Origin of the sequence: Streptomyces thermoviolaceus (genome assembly GCF_045209695.1) — a bacterium.
Classification (GTDB): domain Bacteria; phylum Actinomycetota; class Actinomycetes; order Streptomycetales; family Streptomycetaceae; genus Streptomyces; species Streptomyces thermoviolaceus.
In genome coordinates, this window is the sequence record NZ_CP109280.1 from 861,606 (window position 1) to 877,283 (window position 15,678).

A 15,678-nucleotide genomic window follows, 5' to 3' on the forward strand; every position below is an offset into this window, starting at 1 on the left:
AGCGCGAGCCCTGCATGAGGTCCTCGTGGACCCGGACCTGGGAGCCTGCCTGGACCGGGGGGAGCACTCCTTGCTGATCGGCGACGATCTGGGCAAGAGCCGGGTTCACGAGGCTGTGGAGCGCGCCGCCGACGCCGCACGGCGCGACGGCGGCGTTCTCGTGCTTGCCCTGCTTGGTCATGGTCAGGGCGCCGAGGGTGCGCCACTGCACTTCGTCACATCCGGGACGAGGAACTCGGAGCCGCTGACCAACGTCAACGTCCCGTCCCTGCTGGGTGACCTCTGTAATCACCCTGGCCTCGCAGGGCTGATCGTCATCGTCGACACCTGCCTCGCGGGAGGAGCGATTCCGTCGACGTCGCACCTCACCGCGGGAGTACGGGCAGGCAATGTGCGGCTCTCCTTGCTCTTCGGAGCCTCGGCGAAAGAACCGGCGTACGACCTGCAACTGAGCAGACATCTCATCCGGCTGATCCGAGACGGTGTGCCGGACGCCGGGAAATTCTTGAAGGTGGACGACCACTTGATGAAACGGCTCCGTGAACAGATCAGCGGCCAGCTGCCGGGACGCTATGAATTCGACGGTGCCGCCCGGTACGGTGAGGAGATCTGGCTGGCTCGCAACCGTGCTGTCTCAGCCGTGCACGATCTCGGACCGATCTCGATCAAGGTGATCAATGACGCCGCCAGGCGCCACGAAAGCGGCCTGCGGTTCCAAACGGAGGAAGAATTCGTCGCATGGACGGAGGAGCATCTCGACACGACACCTGCCGCCCTTCCGTACACCGCTCGCCGGTTGCTGGAGGTGAGGGACGAACTTGAGGTCGGCCGCAAGACACTGAACGTCATGGACAGGATCTTCGGTCCATCGCTCACCGAAGACGACCTGCGGCTTGCCGGAATGCTCTCGGGTCTGCCACTGGATCTACTGAGCGGCGACAACCCGGTCGACTTGCGGCTGCTGGTCGAGTACTGCACCCATTACGGAAGATCTGCCACGGGAGAATACCGGGCACTGGCCCACTTGGCCGCAGCACTGACCCACGTGACGCGACAGTTCGACACGCCGCCGGAGGACCTAGCGGCGTGGGCACATAATCTGCGTCTCAACCCGGCGTTCAACAGCCGATTGCACGAACTGAATCAGCATCCTCACGCCGACAGAACCCCGCGACTGATCCTGGTGCTGGAGGACGACGGAGGCGAAAGCATCGTCCGCGTGGACGCATGGCTGCTGTACGGTCGTGCGGTCATCACCAGTCGGCGCTTCCCCTGCGGCTCCGGGGAGCGCGGGTTCACGACGGCTCTGGCCGATGCCGTGGCGTGGTCGCGCCCTCGGGCCAACATCGCGAAAAGGCCGTTGACCAGCATCGACGTGGCCGAGCCAACCCTCACACTGCTGGAGAACCCACCCGAGGAGCAAGCCTTCCGCAAGAAGACGGCACTGGGTGTCCAGTACACGGTCACCACACGTTGGTCGGGGCTGCTCACACCCCCTTACGGAACCACGGTCGACGACATGCTCCAGGTCGGCGAACACTTGTTGGCTCACTTGAACGACACCGACGGCTGCTCCGGCCCCCACTGGCTCAGCCCGGACCAGTTGAGGACCGTCGAGCACGTACAGGAGCACCTGAGCAACCACGGTTTGGGGCAACAGGTATGGGCCGTTCCCTCTCTTCCGGAGTCGGACTGGGTTGTCATCGCGCAGGAACTGCTCGAGCACACCCCTGCTTTGATCTGGCCGCGGGGCAAGGGGCTCAGCGACGAACAGAGAGCCAAGAGGTCCGTTGCCAGGTACTGGCGGTCCCTGCCCCAGCAAGTCGCGGAGGCCTACCGGCAGAACAGGAAGGGGTCCTTGAGCCATGACGACGACCTGGCACCCCTCGCCGCCGTGAGAGCCGCTTGGCATGACAGGGACTGGCAGGCGTTCTGTCGGCGCCGGGCGCACAGGGTTCTGAGCGCACCTGAAGAGGTCACGTACAAGGAGTGAGCATGAGCTGGACCCCGTACTACCGCGGCACGGGAGTTCCCCCGGAGAACCGTGACGACCGGTCCGTGCTGCCGCTTCCTCCCCCATGGCGTTCCTCCACGGGCCGGCGGACGACCGACCCGAGCAGGGACCCTGCCCGCACCTATCGCCCGGCCCCTGGACTCGTCGACGCTGTGAACGCGGCCCTGCACCTGCGCCGCCCCCTGCTGCTGACGGGCCGCGCCGGTTCCGGGAAGTCCACCGTCATCCGACAGATCGCCGCCGAACTGGAACTCGGTGAGGTGCTGCATTGGCACATCACCTCGCGCAGCACCCTCGCCGACGCGCTCTACCGCTACGACGCTCTGGGCCGTATCCACGCGCACAACCTGCGCGCGGCCAACGGCCAGACGCCGGCCAGCGACACGGAGTACGAGGACGACATCGGTGATTTCGTGCAGCTCGGCCCCTTGGGTACGGCGCTTCTCCCGGGCACGCGTCCCCGTGCGCTGTTGATCGACGAGATCGACAAGAGTGATCTCGACCTGCCAAGCGACCTCCTCGACGTTCTGGAACGGGGCAGTTTCGAGATTCCCGAACTGGCCCGGCATCCCAAACGCGAGATCGAGGTGCGCACCGCCGACAAGGACGGCAAGCACACCATCAAGGATGGCTGGGTGCAGTGCACGGAATTCCCGGTCATCGTCCTGACGAGCAACGGCGAACGCGATTTCCCCGCTCCTTTCCTTCGCCGCTGCGTCCGCTTCGACATGCCACCCCTCTCCGAAGAGAATCTCAAGGAGATCGTCGCCGCTCACCTCGGCGACATCTCGGACGAAACCACCGATTCCCTCCTGAAGGCGTTTCTCGAGAGGCTGAACGACAACGATCACGTCGCCATCGATCAACTCCTCAACGCCGTCTACCTGCTGCGTGGCGACCAGGTGACAGACAGCGACCAGCGGCGACATCTGAAGGCAATGCTGCTGCAGGGGCTGGGACGTGGCTGAGGACTCCGCCGCCCTTCTGGCGAAGCTCGCTCGGGCCGCCGCCGACGACATCGACCTCGAGGGACTCCTCGACGCGGTGCTCCTCGCCGCGGTGCGGCCGCCCGCGGAACAGGACGCGGACGGTTCCGCCTCCGCCGGGGGCACGGACGACACGGCGCAGCACCAGAAGGACACAGCCGCGTCCGCACACGGCGACCGGCGGCTGGACGGTACGCGGGCGATCGGCTCCTCCCGTGAGCCGGCCGCCTCGGTATGGTTGAAGGAACAAGGCACCGACCGTGTCCCGGGAAAGCAAGTGAGCATGGGCCGTGCCACTGCCCTGCCTCATGCCCAGGACATCGGCCGTGCGCTGAGGCCGTTTCGCCGGCCGTGGCTCTCCGGTGTTCGTCGTCGCCTCGACGTCGACGCCACCGTCGAGCACTACACCCTGACCGGGATGCTCATCCCCCAACTCGCTCCGGCGCCGGAACCATGGCTGGAGGCGATCGTCGTCCTCGACCGCGGCACCGCCATGGCGGTGTGGGACGAAACAGTTCGCGCCTTTGTCAAGCTGCTGCGTGCCCTGGCAGCCTTCCGCGACGTCCGTGTCTGGCACCTCGAGCATGCGTCCGACGGGTCCATTCTCCGCGACCATCACGGGCGTTGTGTGCCCATGGACCCGGACGCCGCCCAGCCCCCGCCGGCGCGCCGTCTTCTTCTCGTCGTCTCCGATTGTGCGGCGCCGGCCTGGCGGCAGGAGGCCCTGTGGCGCACCCTGCACACCTGGAGCCGCACCGCCCCGGTGGCACTGATCAATCCCCTGCCCAAGCGGCTGTGGCAGCGCTCCGGCCTCGATCTTCCGCGCACCATCGCGACCGCGCCCAAGCCTGCCTCACCCGGCCGTCTGCTCGCGTACCGCCGCCCACGTCTTCTCCGTGAGAGCGTGGGGACGAAACCGTGGCTGGCCCTGCCGGTCCTGGAACTGGCCCCGGACCAGGTCCTCGCGTGGGCACGCACACTGATGCGCACAGACCCGAACGGCTGCGAGGCCGTCCTCGTCCCGGCCACCGGACGACCGCCTGTGCGTCGCCTCCACCGAGGGCCGGCCCGGCAGAACCCCACACCCGTCGATGAGCAGGTACGGGCTCGCGCGGAGGCTTTCGCCGACGACCGTGAGTCCAACGCCGTGCGCCTCGCTGTCGCGGCCGCCCCGCTCGGTTCCTTCACCCTGCCGGTCCTTGACGTGCTCCGCGAACGCTTGGTCCCCGAAGCCACGCTGGCGGACACCGCCGAGTTCCTCACCGCCACCCCCCGCCCGTCCGCCGACACGCTCTACCGCTTCCATCCCGCGGCAGCCGACTACCTGACCAACCTGCTCACCCGAGACCAACTCTGGGAAACGCATTTCGCGCTCAGCGACCACCTCGCCGCCCACCTTCAAGTCCCGCACGGGATCCCGGTGGTGTTCTACTCGCCCGATGCCGAGGACCGGAGACCATGCCCACGACCAGACGAGGGTCCTCTACCGACCTCACGACCCCATCGGCAGAGACCTCGCCGACGCCACAGCGCAGCACTGCCTCCACGGCCGCCGAAATGCGGGACACCCAAGCCTCTGAGGTCTATGCCACTTTGGCCCGACTGTTCCGCTCGCTTCTTGCCAAGGCCTCGGAAGCCCATGCGTTCCGTCCGGACGAGCCGGGGCAGCAGGAGGCACTGGAGGATGTCGTTGGCGCGGGCCAGCAGGACAAGCGTGGTGAGCCTGCGGAACAGGACGATGAAACCGACCTCACCGATGGAGGCCGGCGGGCGGGGCTGACGCAGTCGTCCATCCCCCGGCTGGAGCAGGTACTGGCCGACCGTGAGCGGTCCTTGGGCTCTGATCACCCCGACACCCTCGCCAGCCGCGACAACCTCGCCAACGCCCTGCATGACATGGGCCGACACCAGGAGGCCGCCGACCTCCACCAGCGCAACCTCACCGACTACGAACGCATCCTCGGCCCCGACCACCCCGACACCCTCACCAGCCGCAACAACCTCGCCAACGCCCTGCATGACATGGGCCGACACCAGGAGGCCGCCGACCTCCACCAGCGCAACCTCACCGACCGCGAACGCATCCTCGGCCCCGACCACCCCGACACCCTCACCAGCCGCAACAACCTCGCCCTCGCCCTGCATGACATGGGCCGACACCAGGCGGCCGCCGACCTCCACCAACGCAACCTCACCGACCGCGAACGCATCCTCGGCCCCGACCACCCCGACACCCTCACCAGCCGCAACAACCTCGCACGGGTTCAGGCCGCCGCTGCCCGAACCAGATAACGCTTCTGGCGCAGGCGCCGCCCCCACGGCGTCTGAGACTCCACCGTGTCTACGCGCAGATGGCTTGAGGCAGGCACAGCCTGTCCACCCTGTTCGTCCTGGAGGACCAGCACCGGGTGGCATGAGAATTTGACGGCCGGGCAGGCTAGCAGGGCTGCGGTCCGCCCGCCGTCGGGTGTCCGGCCCAAGGTCGAAGCCTCATGACCGACATGGCCGACGCCTCGAGGAAAGCATCACACCGATGACCAGCTCTCCCCACATGGGGGACGACCGCGGCTGCCTCCGCGTGGCGCTCACCATACCGCTCGTCCTGCTCACCCTCCTTGCGGCGTGCTTCTGCTGTCCCGCGCTGGCCCTCTGGCCGGGCGGGCCGGGACGTCGAGGCGTACACCGGCATCGATGCGTCGTGCCTGCTCACCATCGGGGCGGCCGGCGCTGCGACGGCGCTCCGGGTGCTGCCCTCGGTGCGCCGGGTCATGCGCTGGTGCTGGGTGGCGCCGACACGGTTGCTCCAGGGATCGCGGTGGTGCGCTGGACGACGGGAGGTTGCACCGACGACCGTCCCCCGCTCGAAGTCAAGCAGTTGCTGCTCGCGGTTTGGTCCACCGCCGTAGTCGGTGAGGCTGCCGTCGGAGCCGACGACGCGGTGGCTGGGAACGATGATGCCGAAGAGGTTGCGTCCGCCGGCAGGCCGACCGCGCGGGAGGCGGTGGGGGCGCCGAGATCAGCGCCGAGGTGGCCGTGGTGCGGGTCTCGCCGTAGGGGGGTGCGCAGCAGGTCCCGGACACGGCGTCGGACCGGGCTTGCGTGCAGCCGCAGTTGGAGGGTGGGCTCCGTCAGCTCGTCGGAGGAATGGGCGGCGAGCTGCTTCACCTGCCCGAACGGGGTGTCGTCGCGGGCGCCACGGTGTCCTGTGCGGGGCGGTGGCGTGGGTCGGTCAGGTACGGGCCGCGCAGGACGCCGTTGTCAGCGACGAGGGTGAGCGGGCCGCAGGGGCGTCGGCGGCAGTGCGCTGCCTCACGAACGAGGCTGTGCGGGGAGGTGGTTGACGGGGTGGCTGCTGGTGGCCCACAGGTACTGGACCGCATAGGCCCGCCACGGGCGCCAGGCCTCGGCGCGGGCGGTGAGTGCGGCCGGGGTGGTGGGGAGGCCGCAGGTGCGGGCGGCGCGGCGGACACCGAGGTCGGTGGCGGGGAAGGCGTCGGGGTCGCCGAGGGCGCGCAGGGCGATGACGTCGGCGGTCCAGGTGCCGAGGCCGGGCAGCTTCAGGAGGCGGGCGCGGGTGTCCTGCCAGTCGCTGTCGACGCCCAGGCGGAGGGTGCCGTCGGCGAGGTGGCGGACCAGGGTGGTGAAGGTGGTGCGGCGGGTGCGGGGCATGGCCAGGGAGGCAGGGTCGAGGGCGGCCAGGGCCTCGACGGTGGGGAACAGGTGGGTGAGGCCGCCCTCGGGGTCGTCGATCCGGTCGCCGTGGGCGGTGACCAGGCGGGCGGTGTGGGTGCGGGCGGCGGCCGTGGACACCTGTTGGCCCAGCACCGCGCGCAGTGCGAACTCGGTCTCGTCGACCGTGCGGGGCACGCGCCGGCCGGGTGCCTCGTCCACCAGGGGTGCGAGGACCGGGTCGGCGCGCAGCCGGTCGTCGACGGCGACCGGGTCGGCGTCCAGGTCGAGCAGGCGCCGGCAGCGGGCGAGAGCGACGGGCAGGTCGCGCAGGTCGCCGAGGGTGAGGCGGCAGGCGATGTGGTCGGGGTGCGGGGTGAGCGCGACGATGCCGTGGCCGTGGGGCAGGCGCAGGGTGCGGCGGTAGGCGCCGTCCCGCCATTCCTCGACGCCGGGCACGGCGGTCGCGGCGAGGTGGCCGAAGAGGTTGTCGGGGGTGAGCGGGGCGCGGAAGGGGAGGCGGAGGGTGAGGGTCTGGGGTGGCGTGGGTGAGGTGGCGGGGTGCCGTGGCGATGGGGTGCGGGAGGTGCGCAGGGCGGTCGGGGGGAGGGCGGAGACGTCGCGGACGGTGTCGGTGAGAGCGCGGACGGAGGTGAAGCCGGCGGCGACGGCGATGTCGGCCAGCGGCAGGGTGGTGGTCTCGATCAGCAGCCGGGCGGTCCGGGTGCGCCGGGCGCGGGCGAGGGCGAGCGGACCGGCGCCGAGTTCGGCCGACAGCCGCCGCTCGATCTGGTGGGGGGTGCGGCCGAGGCGGGCGGCCAGGCCGGGCACGCCCTCGCGGTCCACGACGCCGTCGGCGATCAGTCGCACGGCGCGGGCGACGAGGTCGTCGCGGTGGTTCCACTGCGGGGAGCCGGGGGTGGTGTCGGGGCGGCAGCGCGTGCACGCCCGGAAGCCGGCCTGTCGGCAGGCTGCGGCGCTGGGGTGGAAGAGCAGGTGCTGCGGCTGGGGAGGGACCGTGGGGCAGCTGGGCCGGCAGTAGGTGCCTGTGATGAGGACGGCGGTGAAGAACCAGCCGTCGAAGCGGGCGTCCTTGGACCCCACGGCGCGCAGGCAGCGCTCCCGGTCGGTGTGCATCCCGTGGTGCATGTGTCCAGCGTGGTCCGCCGGGGGCTGCGCGTCTGGCGGGAATCCGACAGGGACGTGGCGAGTGCCGGCGGGTGCTGGGAGGTCGCGGATCGTGCGGGGTGCTGTGCGGGCACGGGGGCTCGCCTTGAACCTCCAGGGTGGATCGCCTCGGCCCCGGGGTGAGGCAGGGCGCCCCGGGGTGAGGCAGTGCGGTCAGCGGGCGTCGGTGAGCCCCTCCCCGGTCCCGGCGGCGAACGCGGCGAACGCGGCGTGAGCGGCGGCGTCGAAGAGGACGAAGCGGATCTCCTCGACCCGGGTGTCGGTGGCCCGCGCCGTCGACATCGCGATCCGGGCGGCGTCCGGCAGCGGCCAGCGGTAGACGCCGGTGGAGATCGCCGGGAAGGCGACGGTGCGGGCGCCCAGCTCGTCGGCGACGCGGAGGGATTCCCGGTAGCAGGAGGCGAGCAGGTGTGAGCGGTCCTCGGTGGCGGACCACACGGGTCCCACGGTGTGGATCACCCAGCGGGCGTCCAGGTCTCCCGCCGTGGTGACGACGGCCTGCCCGGTGGGCAGTCCCTTGACGTACCGGGTGGCGCGCAGGGCGCGGCATTCCTCGAGGATCGCGGGTCCGCCGCGGCGGTGGATGGCGCCGTCCACTCCCCCGCCGCCGAGCAGCGAGGAGTTGGCGGCGTTGACGATCGCGTCGGCGCGCTGCCGGGTGATGTCGCCCTGGACGAGTCGGATGGTCGCGGTCATGTCCGGCGGAGCCTCCTCCAGACGGCCTTCGCGGCGTTGTGCCCGGACATGCCGTGCACGCCGGGTCCGGGCGGGGTGGCGGACGAGCAGAGGAAGACGGCGGGGTGCGGGGTGCGGTACGGGAACAGCGACAGCCGGGGCCGCAGCAGGGCCTGGAGGCCGCTGACCGCGCCGGTGGCGATGTCGCCGCCGACGTAGTTGGCGTTGCGGGCGGCGAGCTGGGCCGGGCCCGCGGTGGCGCGGGCCAGGACGCGGTCGTGGAATCCGGGGGCGTAGCGCTCCAGTTGGCGTTCGATGGCCTCGGTGAGGTCGCCGTCCCAGCCGTGGGGGACGTGGCCGTAGACCCAGAAGACGTGTTTGCCCTCGGGGGCGCGGGTGGGGTCGACGACGCTGGGCTGGACGGTGATGAGGAAGGGGCGGTCGGGGGCACGGCCCTCGCGGGAGGCGGCGCGGAGGGCGGCGCCGATCTCGTGGCTGTCGGCACCGATCTGCACGGTGCCGGCGCGCCGCGGTGCCTCGGCCGTCCAGGGGACCGGTCCGTCCAGCGCGTAGTCGATCTTGAAGACGCCGGGGCCGTACCGGTAGCCGTCGTAGTGGCGGCCGAGGCCGGCGATGCGGGCGAGGGCGGTGGGCGAGGTGTCGAAGACGTAGGCCCGGGCGGGCGGCAGGTCGTCGAGGCGTTTGACCTCGAAGTCGGTGTGCACGGCGCCGCCGAGGTCCTTCAGGTAGGCGGCGAGCGCGTCGGAGAGGGACTGGGAGCCGCCGCGGGCCAGGGGCCAGCCGCGGGCGTGTGCGGCCAGCGCGAAGACCAGGCCGACGGCGCCCGTGGCGAAGCCGCCGAGGGGTGCCATGACATGCGCGACGAGGCCGGCGAAGAGGGTCCGGGCCCGTTCCCCGGTGAAGCGGCGCATCAGCCAGGTGGACGGGGGCAGGCCCGTCAGACCGAACCGGGCGAGGGTGACCGGGTCGCGGGGCAGCGCGGTCAGCGGCAGCGACATGAAGTCCCGTACCAGCGTGTCCCAGCGGGGCAGGAACGGCTCGACCAGTCTGCGGTAGGCACCGGCGTCGCGCGGCCCGAAGGACGCGGCGGTCTCGGCCACGGACCGGGCCAGCACGGCCGCGGTGCCGTCCGGGAAGGGGTGCGCCATGGGCAGCTCGGGGTGCAGCCACTGAAGGCCGTAGCGGTCCAGGGGCAGGGCGCGGAACGCGGGCGAGCTGACCGCGAGCGGGTGGGCCGCCGCGCACGGGTCGTGGCGGAAGCCGGGCAGGGTCAGCTCCTCGGTGCGGGCCCCGCCGCCGACCGTGCCGCGTGCCTCGAACAGGGCCACGGTGAAGCCGCGGCGGGCCAGTTCCACGGCGGCGGTCAGCCCGTTCGGCCCCGCCCCCACCACGACCGCATCGAGCATCGACGGCACCTGCGGACCCCTTCTCAGCCGATGGTCACCGGGCCGTGTCCCCCGGCGTTCCGTCTGCCGTCCTCCCGGCGGACGGCGTGACGTCGGACGACGTGACGTCACGGACACGGCTTCGGGGTCAGGATATGCGCGGCGGCCGTGGCCCGGCGGGCGAGCGTCGACGGTTCGACCGGGCGAGGGTTCACCGCCCGGACGGATGATCGCTCGCCGTCCGGCCGAGCGAGGGATCGCCGTCCCGCCGGACGGTGGTCCGCCGCCCGCGCGACGGCGGACCATCGTCCGGCGGCGTAGCCCTGCGTGCCGCGGGCGGAGTGTTCACCGTCCGACGGCGTAGCCCTGCATGCCGCGCGGGTTGGCGGCGGCCGACAGCACGCCGGTGCGCGGGTCGCGGGCGACCGCGCACAGCCGGCCCTCCGACCACGGTTCGCCGACGGTGACGTCGTGGCCGCGGCGGCGCAGCTCGGCCACGACGGCCGGGGCGAAGCGGGACTCGACGGTGACGCTGCCCGGACGCATGCCGCGCGGGTAGAACGAGCCCGGGAAGGCGTCGTTGTGCCAGTTGGGGGCGTCGATGGCGCCCTGCAGGTCGAGGCCGCCGCGGACGGACTCGCGCAGCGCGACGGCGAGGAAGAAGTGCACCTGCCACTGGTCCTGCTGGTCGCCGCCGGGGGTGCCGAAGGCCATCACGGGCTCGCCGTCGCGCAGGGCGATCGACGGGGTGAGGGTGGTGCGCGGGCGGCGGCCGGGGGTGAGCGCGTTGGGCAGGCCCTCCTCCAGCCAGGTCATCTGCAGCCGGGTGCCCAGCGGGAACCCCAGTTCGGGCACGACCGGGTTGGACTGCAGCCAACCACCGCTGGGCGTGGCGGCGATCATGTTGCCCCAACGGTCGACGACGTCGATGTGGCAGGTGTCGCCGCAGGTGGCGCCGTCCGCGCCGACCTCGGGCTCGCCCGGCACCGGGGAGGCCGGGGACGTGGCGACGGTGGGCTCGCCGACGCCGAGGGCGTCGTAGGCGCCCGGGTCGGCGGCGCTGCGGTGTGCGTGCGCGCTCAGCCGGGGGCTGCGTCCGCCGGGGCTGCCGGGGCGCAGCTCGTAGGAGGCCTTGTCCCCGATCAGGGTGCGCCGCTCGGCGTTGTACGGCTCGGACAGCAGGTCGGCCAGCGGGACCTCGGCGGCGTCCCCGTACCAGGCCTCGCGGTCGGCCATGGCGAGTTTGCAGCCCTCGACGAGCAGGTGGACGTAGTCGGCGGACCCGTACGGCGGCAGCTCGGGCGGCAGCAGGGCGAGCTGCTGCAGGAACACCGGGCCCTGGCTCCAGGGGCCGGCCTTGCACACGGTCCAGCCGTTCCAGTCGTAGGTGACCGGTGTCTCGTAGGTGGCGGACCAGCCGGCGAGGTCGTCGGCGGTGAGCGTGCCGGTGTGGTGCTCGCCGCTGGTGTCCAGGGTGGGTCGCTGCGCCTGCCGGACGAGGGCCTCGGCGATGAAGCCGCGGCGCCACACCTCGCGGGCCGCCTCGATCCGTGCCTCCCGGTCGCCGGCGCCCTCGGTCTGGGCGAGCAGCCGCTTCCAGGTGGCGGCCAGCCGCGGGTTGCGGAACAGCTCGCCGGGGCGCGGCGGACGGCCGCCGGGCAGATAGACCTCGGCCGAGGAGGTCCACTCGGTCTCGAACAGCTCCCTGACCGTCTCGACGGTCTGCCCGACCCGCTCGACGGGCGCGTGCCCGTGCTCGGCGTAGCCGATGGCGTACTTCAGCACGTCGGCGAGGTCCTTGGTGCCGTGGTCGCGCAGCAGGAGCATCCAGGCGTCGAAGGCGCCGGGGACGGCGGCGGCGAGCGGTCCGGTGCCCGGGACCAGGTCCAGTCCGAGCCCCCGGTAGTGCGCGACGCTCGCACCGGCCGGGGCCACGCCCTGCCCGCACAGCACCCGCACCTCGCCGCCGGCCGGGGCGAGCAGGATGGGCACCTCGCCGGCGGGGCCGTTCAGATGGGGTTCGACGACGTGCAGCACGAAGGCCCCGGCCACGGCCGCGTCGTAGGCGTTGCCGCCGTCCTCGAGCACGGCCATCGCCGTCTGCGAGGCCAGCCAGTGGGTGGAGGAGACCATGCCGAAGGTGCCCTGCAAGGTCGGACGGGTGGTGAACATACGGCTCTCACCTCACTGTTCGCGCACGCCGGTGGCGCGCATCGGCCGGGTGGCGGGCAGGTTGTGCGACCACCGGCGTCCGGCTGACGTCCTGTCGTCCACGGGCCGTCGGAGCGGTGCGTGGCGTCCCGCTCTCCCTTCCTCCGCGCCGTCGCGCCACCGCGCCGTCGCGCCACCGCGTCGTCCGCTCCTTGACCGTCCGGTCGGTCTGGTGCCCTGTCCGGCGAGCAGGCTACCGGCCCGCCGGGGATCGTCGTAGAGCGCGAGGCGGGTCGGCGGATCCGGCCGGGCGTGTCCGTGGGGGCTCGAAGGTGGTTCGCGCGGATCGGGGACCGGGACGCTGCCGGACGAAGGCGGATGAGGCCGAAGCTGTGCCGGATCAGGGGGAACGGGGCGGGAGCCGGGCGGAAAGCAGGCGGCAGAAGGCGGCAACCGGCAGGGGTCGGGCCCCCGGTCACGTGCGTCGAAAACCTCCGCTCCGGTCAGGTCGACCGGCCTAGCATGCGGATATGAATGATCATCAGATCCAGGAGCCGGAGCGTCTCGGCCGGACGGTGCTGCCCGGCGGGCGGGCGCTGGGGTGGGCGGAGTGGGGTCCCGAGGACGGGGTCCCGGTGCTGCTGTGCCCGGGCGCGGCCACCAGCCGGCGGCTGGGGCTGGGCGTGGGCAGGCCCGGCCGGGACGGCGGGCTCGGCGACGACCCGGTCGCCGGGCTCGGCATCCGGCTGATCTGCCTGGACCGCCCGGGACTGGGGGTGTCCGATCCCGCACCCGAGGGCACGCTGACCGACTTCGCTCAGGACGTGCGGCATCTGGTGGCCGAGCGCCGACTGCGGGATCCCGCGGTGATCGGGTTCTCGCAGGGTGCGCCGTTCGCGCTGGCCTGTGCGTGGGCGGGAGCGGTACGGGCGGCCGCCGTGGTGTCCGGCAGCGACGAGCTGGCCCACCCGGGCCTCGCGGGCATGCTCGCTGCGGACGTGCGGGCCATGGTCGAGGCGGTGGCCACCGACCCGCGGGGCGCCGAGGCCGACATCGCGGACAGGGCCGATCCGGACGTCCTGTGCGACCTGGTGGTGCGGCTGAGCGGGGAGACGGACCGCCGGTTCTACACCGCGCCGGGGTTCGCGCGACCGTTCCGCCGGGCGGTGCGGGAGGGGTTCGCCCAGGGGCCGGGCGGCTACGCGCACGACGTCGTGCTGACGATGAGCCGCTGGCCGTTCGATCCGGCGGAGATCACGGTGCCGGTCGATCTGTGGTACGGCGCGCGGGACACCAGTCCCGTGCACTCCCCCGATCTCGGTGCGTCGCTGGCCCGGCGGATCGGCACGGCGCGCCGGCACGTGGTGCCCGACGCGGGCGGGGCGCTGCTGTGGACGCACGCCCGGGCCGTCCTCACCGCGCTCCTGGAACGCCGCGGGCACGCCCTCGCCGGCGGGTGAGCCCCCGGTCTCCCGCGGCGTGCACGGGGTCACAGCCCGAGCGGAAACAGCACGGGCCCGGGCGGTGTTGATCCCTGACGGCAGCGACGAAAGGCCCACAACAGTGCACGGTGAGTACAAGGTGCCCGGCGGCAAACTGGTCGTCGTGGACGTGGAGGTCGAGGACGGCGTGCTGCGGCACGTCCGGGTGGCCGGGGACTTCTTCCTCGAGCCGGACGAGGCGCTGGACGCGGTGAACAGCGCCTTGGAGGGCGCCCCGGCGGACACCGACGCCGCGGGGCTGGCCGCGCGGATCGACGCGGCGCTCCCGCCGGGCACGGTGATGTACGGGCTGACCTCGCAGGGCGTGGGCACGGCGGTGCGGCGTGCGCTGGCTCAGGCCACCGACTGGACGGACTACGACTGGCAGCTGATCCACGAGGCTCCGCAGCCGCCCGCGCTGCACATGGCGCTGGACGAGGTGCTGACCGCCGAGGTGGCGGCGGGCCGGCGGCCGCCGACGCTGCGGGTGTGGGAGTGGGCCGCGCCCGCCGTGGTGATCGGCAGTTTCCAGTCGCTGCGCAACGAGGTGGATCTCGACGCGGCCGCCCGGCACGGGATCACCGTGGTCCGGCGCATCTCCGGCGGCGGCGCCATGTTCGTCGAGGCCGGGAACACCATCACCTATTCGCTGTCGGTGCCCGCGCCGCTGGTGACCGGGCTGTCGTTCGCCGACTCCTACCGTTACCTGGACGACTGGGTGCTGTCCGCGCTGGGCGACATGGGCATCAAGGCCTGGTACCAGCCGCTGAACGACATCGCCACCGAGGCCGGCAAGATCGCCGGTGCGGCGCAGAAGCGCATGGTCGGCACGGACGGCGGTCCCGGTGCGGTCCTGCACCATGTGACGATGTCCTACGACATCGACGCCGACAAGATGCTCGAGGTGCTGCGCATCGGCCGGGAGAAGATGTCCGACAAGGGCACGCGGTCCGCCCGCAAGCGCGTGGACCCGCTGCGGCGCCAGACCGGCCTGCCGCGCGAGCGTGTGATCGAGAACATGATCGAGTCGTTCCGGGCCCGGTACGGCCTGACCACCGGCCGGATCACCCCGCAGGAGCTGGCCCGGGCCGAGGAGCTGGCGGCCACCAAGTACAGCAGCGAGGAGTGGACGGCGCGCGTGCCGTGACGGGCGGCGCGGACATCCGGGACAGCCGGCCGGGACACGCGCGGAGGCGGCACAAGCGGACGGACGGGGCAGCCGGGTACGGTTCACCCCGGCACCGCGCCGGTGGTCGAGGAGTCGGCTCTTTCGCAGCACGGATACTCGTGTGAGACTGTCGTCCCGTCCGCAGCGCGCGGACGGCGGGCCGTGTCCGGACACGGCCCTGGACCTTGTCCGTCCCCACACGAGAAGTACGCCGTGCGTGATCTTCCCTTGCCGCTCGCGCTGACCGCGCGGCTCAGCCCGGTCCTCGTCATCGCCTGTGCGGGCTGGGCGCTCACGTCCGGACCGTTCGCCGCGCCCTCCACGGAGCACCATGCCGCCGGGCAGCAGGCCGGCCACACCGGTACCAAGTCCTCCTCCGGGTCCGCGCCGTCCTCGTCGTCGTCCGCCCCGTCAAAGACCGCGCCGGCGATGACGTACACCTCCGCCCCGGCGCCGTGCACGGCGATCCCGGAGAAGACGATCACGTCGCTGGTGCCGAAGGCGAAGACGGCGGGCAAGGAGATCCCGTCGACCGACAGCGAACTGCGCCGCACCTGCTCCTGGAACGCGCTCGACGGCTACGACTACCGATGGCTCGACGTGTCGTTCGAGATCATGCGGTCCGAACAGGCGGCGCGCACCTCGTACCAGCAGCGCACCGAGGAGAAGGACGGCGGAGGCGCGGTGCCCGGGCTCGGGGACGCCGCGTACTCCCACGTCGGGTTGAGCACCGAGGACAAGCAGCAGTCCCGGGAGGGCATGGTCCTGGTGCGGGTCGCCAACGCGCTGGTGGTCGTCAACTACAGCGGCAGCGACTTCGATTCGGGCAAGGCACCGGCGACCGACGAGATCAACAAGGGGGCCATCCAGGCGGCGCGGGCCGCGGTGACCACGCTGGAGGGCAGCCGGCCGAGCTGACCGGCTGCCCCGGGCGGGCCGC

Annotated in this window: 11 protein-coding genes and 1 pseudogene; 7 read left to right on the top strand and 5 right to left on the bottom strand. The window is 72.2% G+C overall.

What is annotated here, in order from left to right:
• The first annotated feature begins 25 nt into the window (after positions 1 to 25).
• The 4 genes from OG899_RS03845 to OG899_RS03860 are packed head-to-tail and all read left to right on the top strand — an operon-like array spanning position 26 to position 5,292.
• On the top strand, positions 26 to 1,993 hold the full coding sequence (locus tag OG899_RS03845) for a hypothetical protein (protein ID WP_168131783.1): 1,968 nt from the start codon (positions 26 to 28) through the stop codon (positions 1,991 to 1,993).
• A gap of 2 nt (positions 1,994 to 1,995) precedes the next feature.
• Positions 1,996 to 2,982, top strand: a complete 987-nt coding sequence (locus OG899_RS03850; protein ID WP_125500721.1) for a MoxR family ATPase — start codon at positions 1,996 to 1,998, stop codon at positions 2,980 to 2,982.
• A complete protein-coding gene (locus tag OG899_RS03855) occupies positions 2,975 to 4,780 on the top strand; it encodes an SAV_2336 N-terminal domain-related protein (protein ID WP_229814502.1) in 1,806 nt (601 codons plus the stop codon). Before OG899_RS03850 ends, OG899_RS03855 begins: the two co-directional genes overlap by 8 nt.
• A gap of 11 nt (positions 4,781 to 4,791) precedes the next feature.
• A complete protein-coding gene (locus tag OG899_RS03860) occupies positions 4,792 to 5,292 on the top strand; it encodes a tetratricopeptide repeat protein (protein WP_373296698.1) in 501 nt (166 codons plus the stop codon).
• A gap of 553 nt (positions 5,293 to 5,845) precedes the next feature.
• Here the strand turns inward: OG899_RS03860 and OG899_RS03865 are convergent.
• The 5 genes and pseudogenes from OG899_RS03865 to OG899_RS03885 form a co-directional block, all read right to left on the bottom strand.
• Positions 5,846 to 6,287, bottom strand: a pseudogene (locus tag OG899_RS03865) (methylated-DNA--[protein]-cysteine S-methyltransferase); the annotation flags it as partial.
• 22 nt (positions 6,288 to 6,309) lie between these two features.
• Positions 6,310 to 7,818, bottom strand: coding sequence for an AlkA N-terminal domain-containing protein (locus tag OG899_RS03870; protein ID WP_406310902.1), 1,509 nt, complete (start codon positions 7,816 to 7,818; stop codon positions 6,310 to 6,312).
• 192 nt (positions 7,819 to 8,010) lie between these two features.
• Positions 8,011 to 8,553 (bottom strand): O-acetyl-ADP-ribose deacetylase, encoded by a 543-nt coding sequence (locus OG899_RS03875; protein ID WP_125498556.1) that lies wholly within the window; start codon positions 8,551 to 8,553, stop codon positions 8,011 to 8,013.
• Positions 8,550 to 9,959: a phytoene desaturase family protein gene (locus tag OG899_RS03880; protein ID WP_406310903.1), complete on the bottom strand. Its 1,410-nt coding sequence runs from the start codon at positions 9,957 to 9,959 to the stop codon at positions 8,550 to 8,552. The genes OG899_RS03875 and OG899_RS03880 overlap by 4 nt, the downstream gene beginning before the upstream one ends.
• 324 nt (positions 9,960 to 10,283) lie before the next feature.
• Entirely contained in the window at positions 10,284 to 12,110 is a 1,827-nt protein-coding gene (locus tag OG899_RS03885; RefSeq protein ID WP_125498554.1) for a gamma-glutamyltransferase family protein, read from the bottom strand.
• Between the two features lie 509 nt (positions 12,111 to 12,619).
• Between OG899_RS03885 and OG899_RS03890 the strand changes: the two genes are divergently transcribed.
• From OG899_RS03890 to OG899_RS03900, 3 genes are all read left to right on the top strand, one after another.
• Positions 12,620 to 13,549 (top strand): alpha/beta fold hydrolase, encoded by a 930-nt coding sequence (locus tag OG899_RS03890; protein ID WP_189428448.1) that lies wholly within the window; start codon positions 12,620 to 12,622, stop codon positions 13,547 to 13,549.
• A gap of 103 nt (positions 13,550 to 13,652) precedes the next feature.
• Positions 13,653 to 14,717, top strand: a complete 1,065-nt coding sequence (locus OG899_RS03895) for a biotin/lipoate A/B protein ligase family protein (RefSeq protein ID WP_125498552.1) — start codon at positions 13,653 to 13,655, stop codon at positions 14,715 to 14,717.
• 234 nt (positions 14,718 to 14,951) lie between these two features.
• A complete protein-coding gene (locus tag OG899_RS03900; RefSeq protein WP_125498551.1) occupies positions 14,952 to 15,656 on the top strand; it encodes a DUF3558 domain-containing protein in 705 nt (234 codons plus the stop codon).
• The last annotated feature ends 22 nt before the right edge of the window (positions 15,657 to 15,678 follow it).

Excerpts from the sequence above, each read along its gene's own strand:
- OG899_RS03850 (WP_125500721.1), top strand. The coding sequence starts at position 1,996 with ATGAGCTGGACCCCGTACTACCGCGGCACGGGAGTTCCCCCGGAGAAC.
- OG899_RS03870 (WP_406310902.1), bottom strand. The coding sequence starts at position 7,818 with ATGCACCACGGGATGCACACCGACCGGGAGCGCTGCCTGCGCGCCGTG.
- OG899_RS03875 (WP_125498556.1), bottom strand. The coding sequence starts at position 8,553 with ATGACCGCGACCATCCGACTCGTCCAGGGCGACATCACCCGGCAGCGC.
- OG899_RS03880 (WP_406310903.1), bottom strand. The coding sequence starts at position 9,959 with ATGCTCGATGCGGTCGTGGTGGGGGCGGGGCCGAACGGGCTGACCGCC.
- OG899_RS03885 (WP_125498554.1), bottom strand. The coding sequence starts at position 12,110 with ATGTTCACCACCCGTCCGACCTTGCAGGGCACCTTCGGCATGGTCTCC.
- OG899_RS03890 (WP_189428448.1), top strand. The coding sequence starts at position 12,620 with ATGAATGATCATCAGATCCAGGAGCCGGAGCGTCTCGGCCGGACGGTG.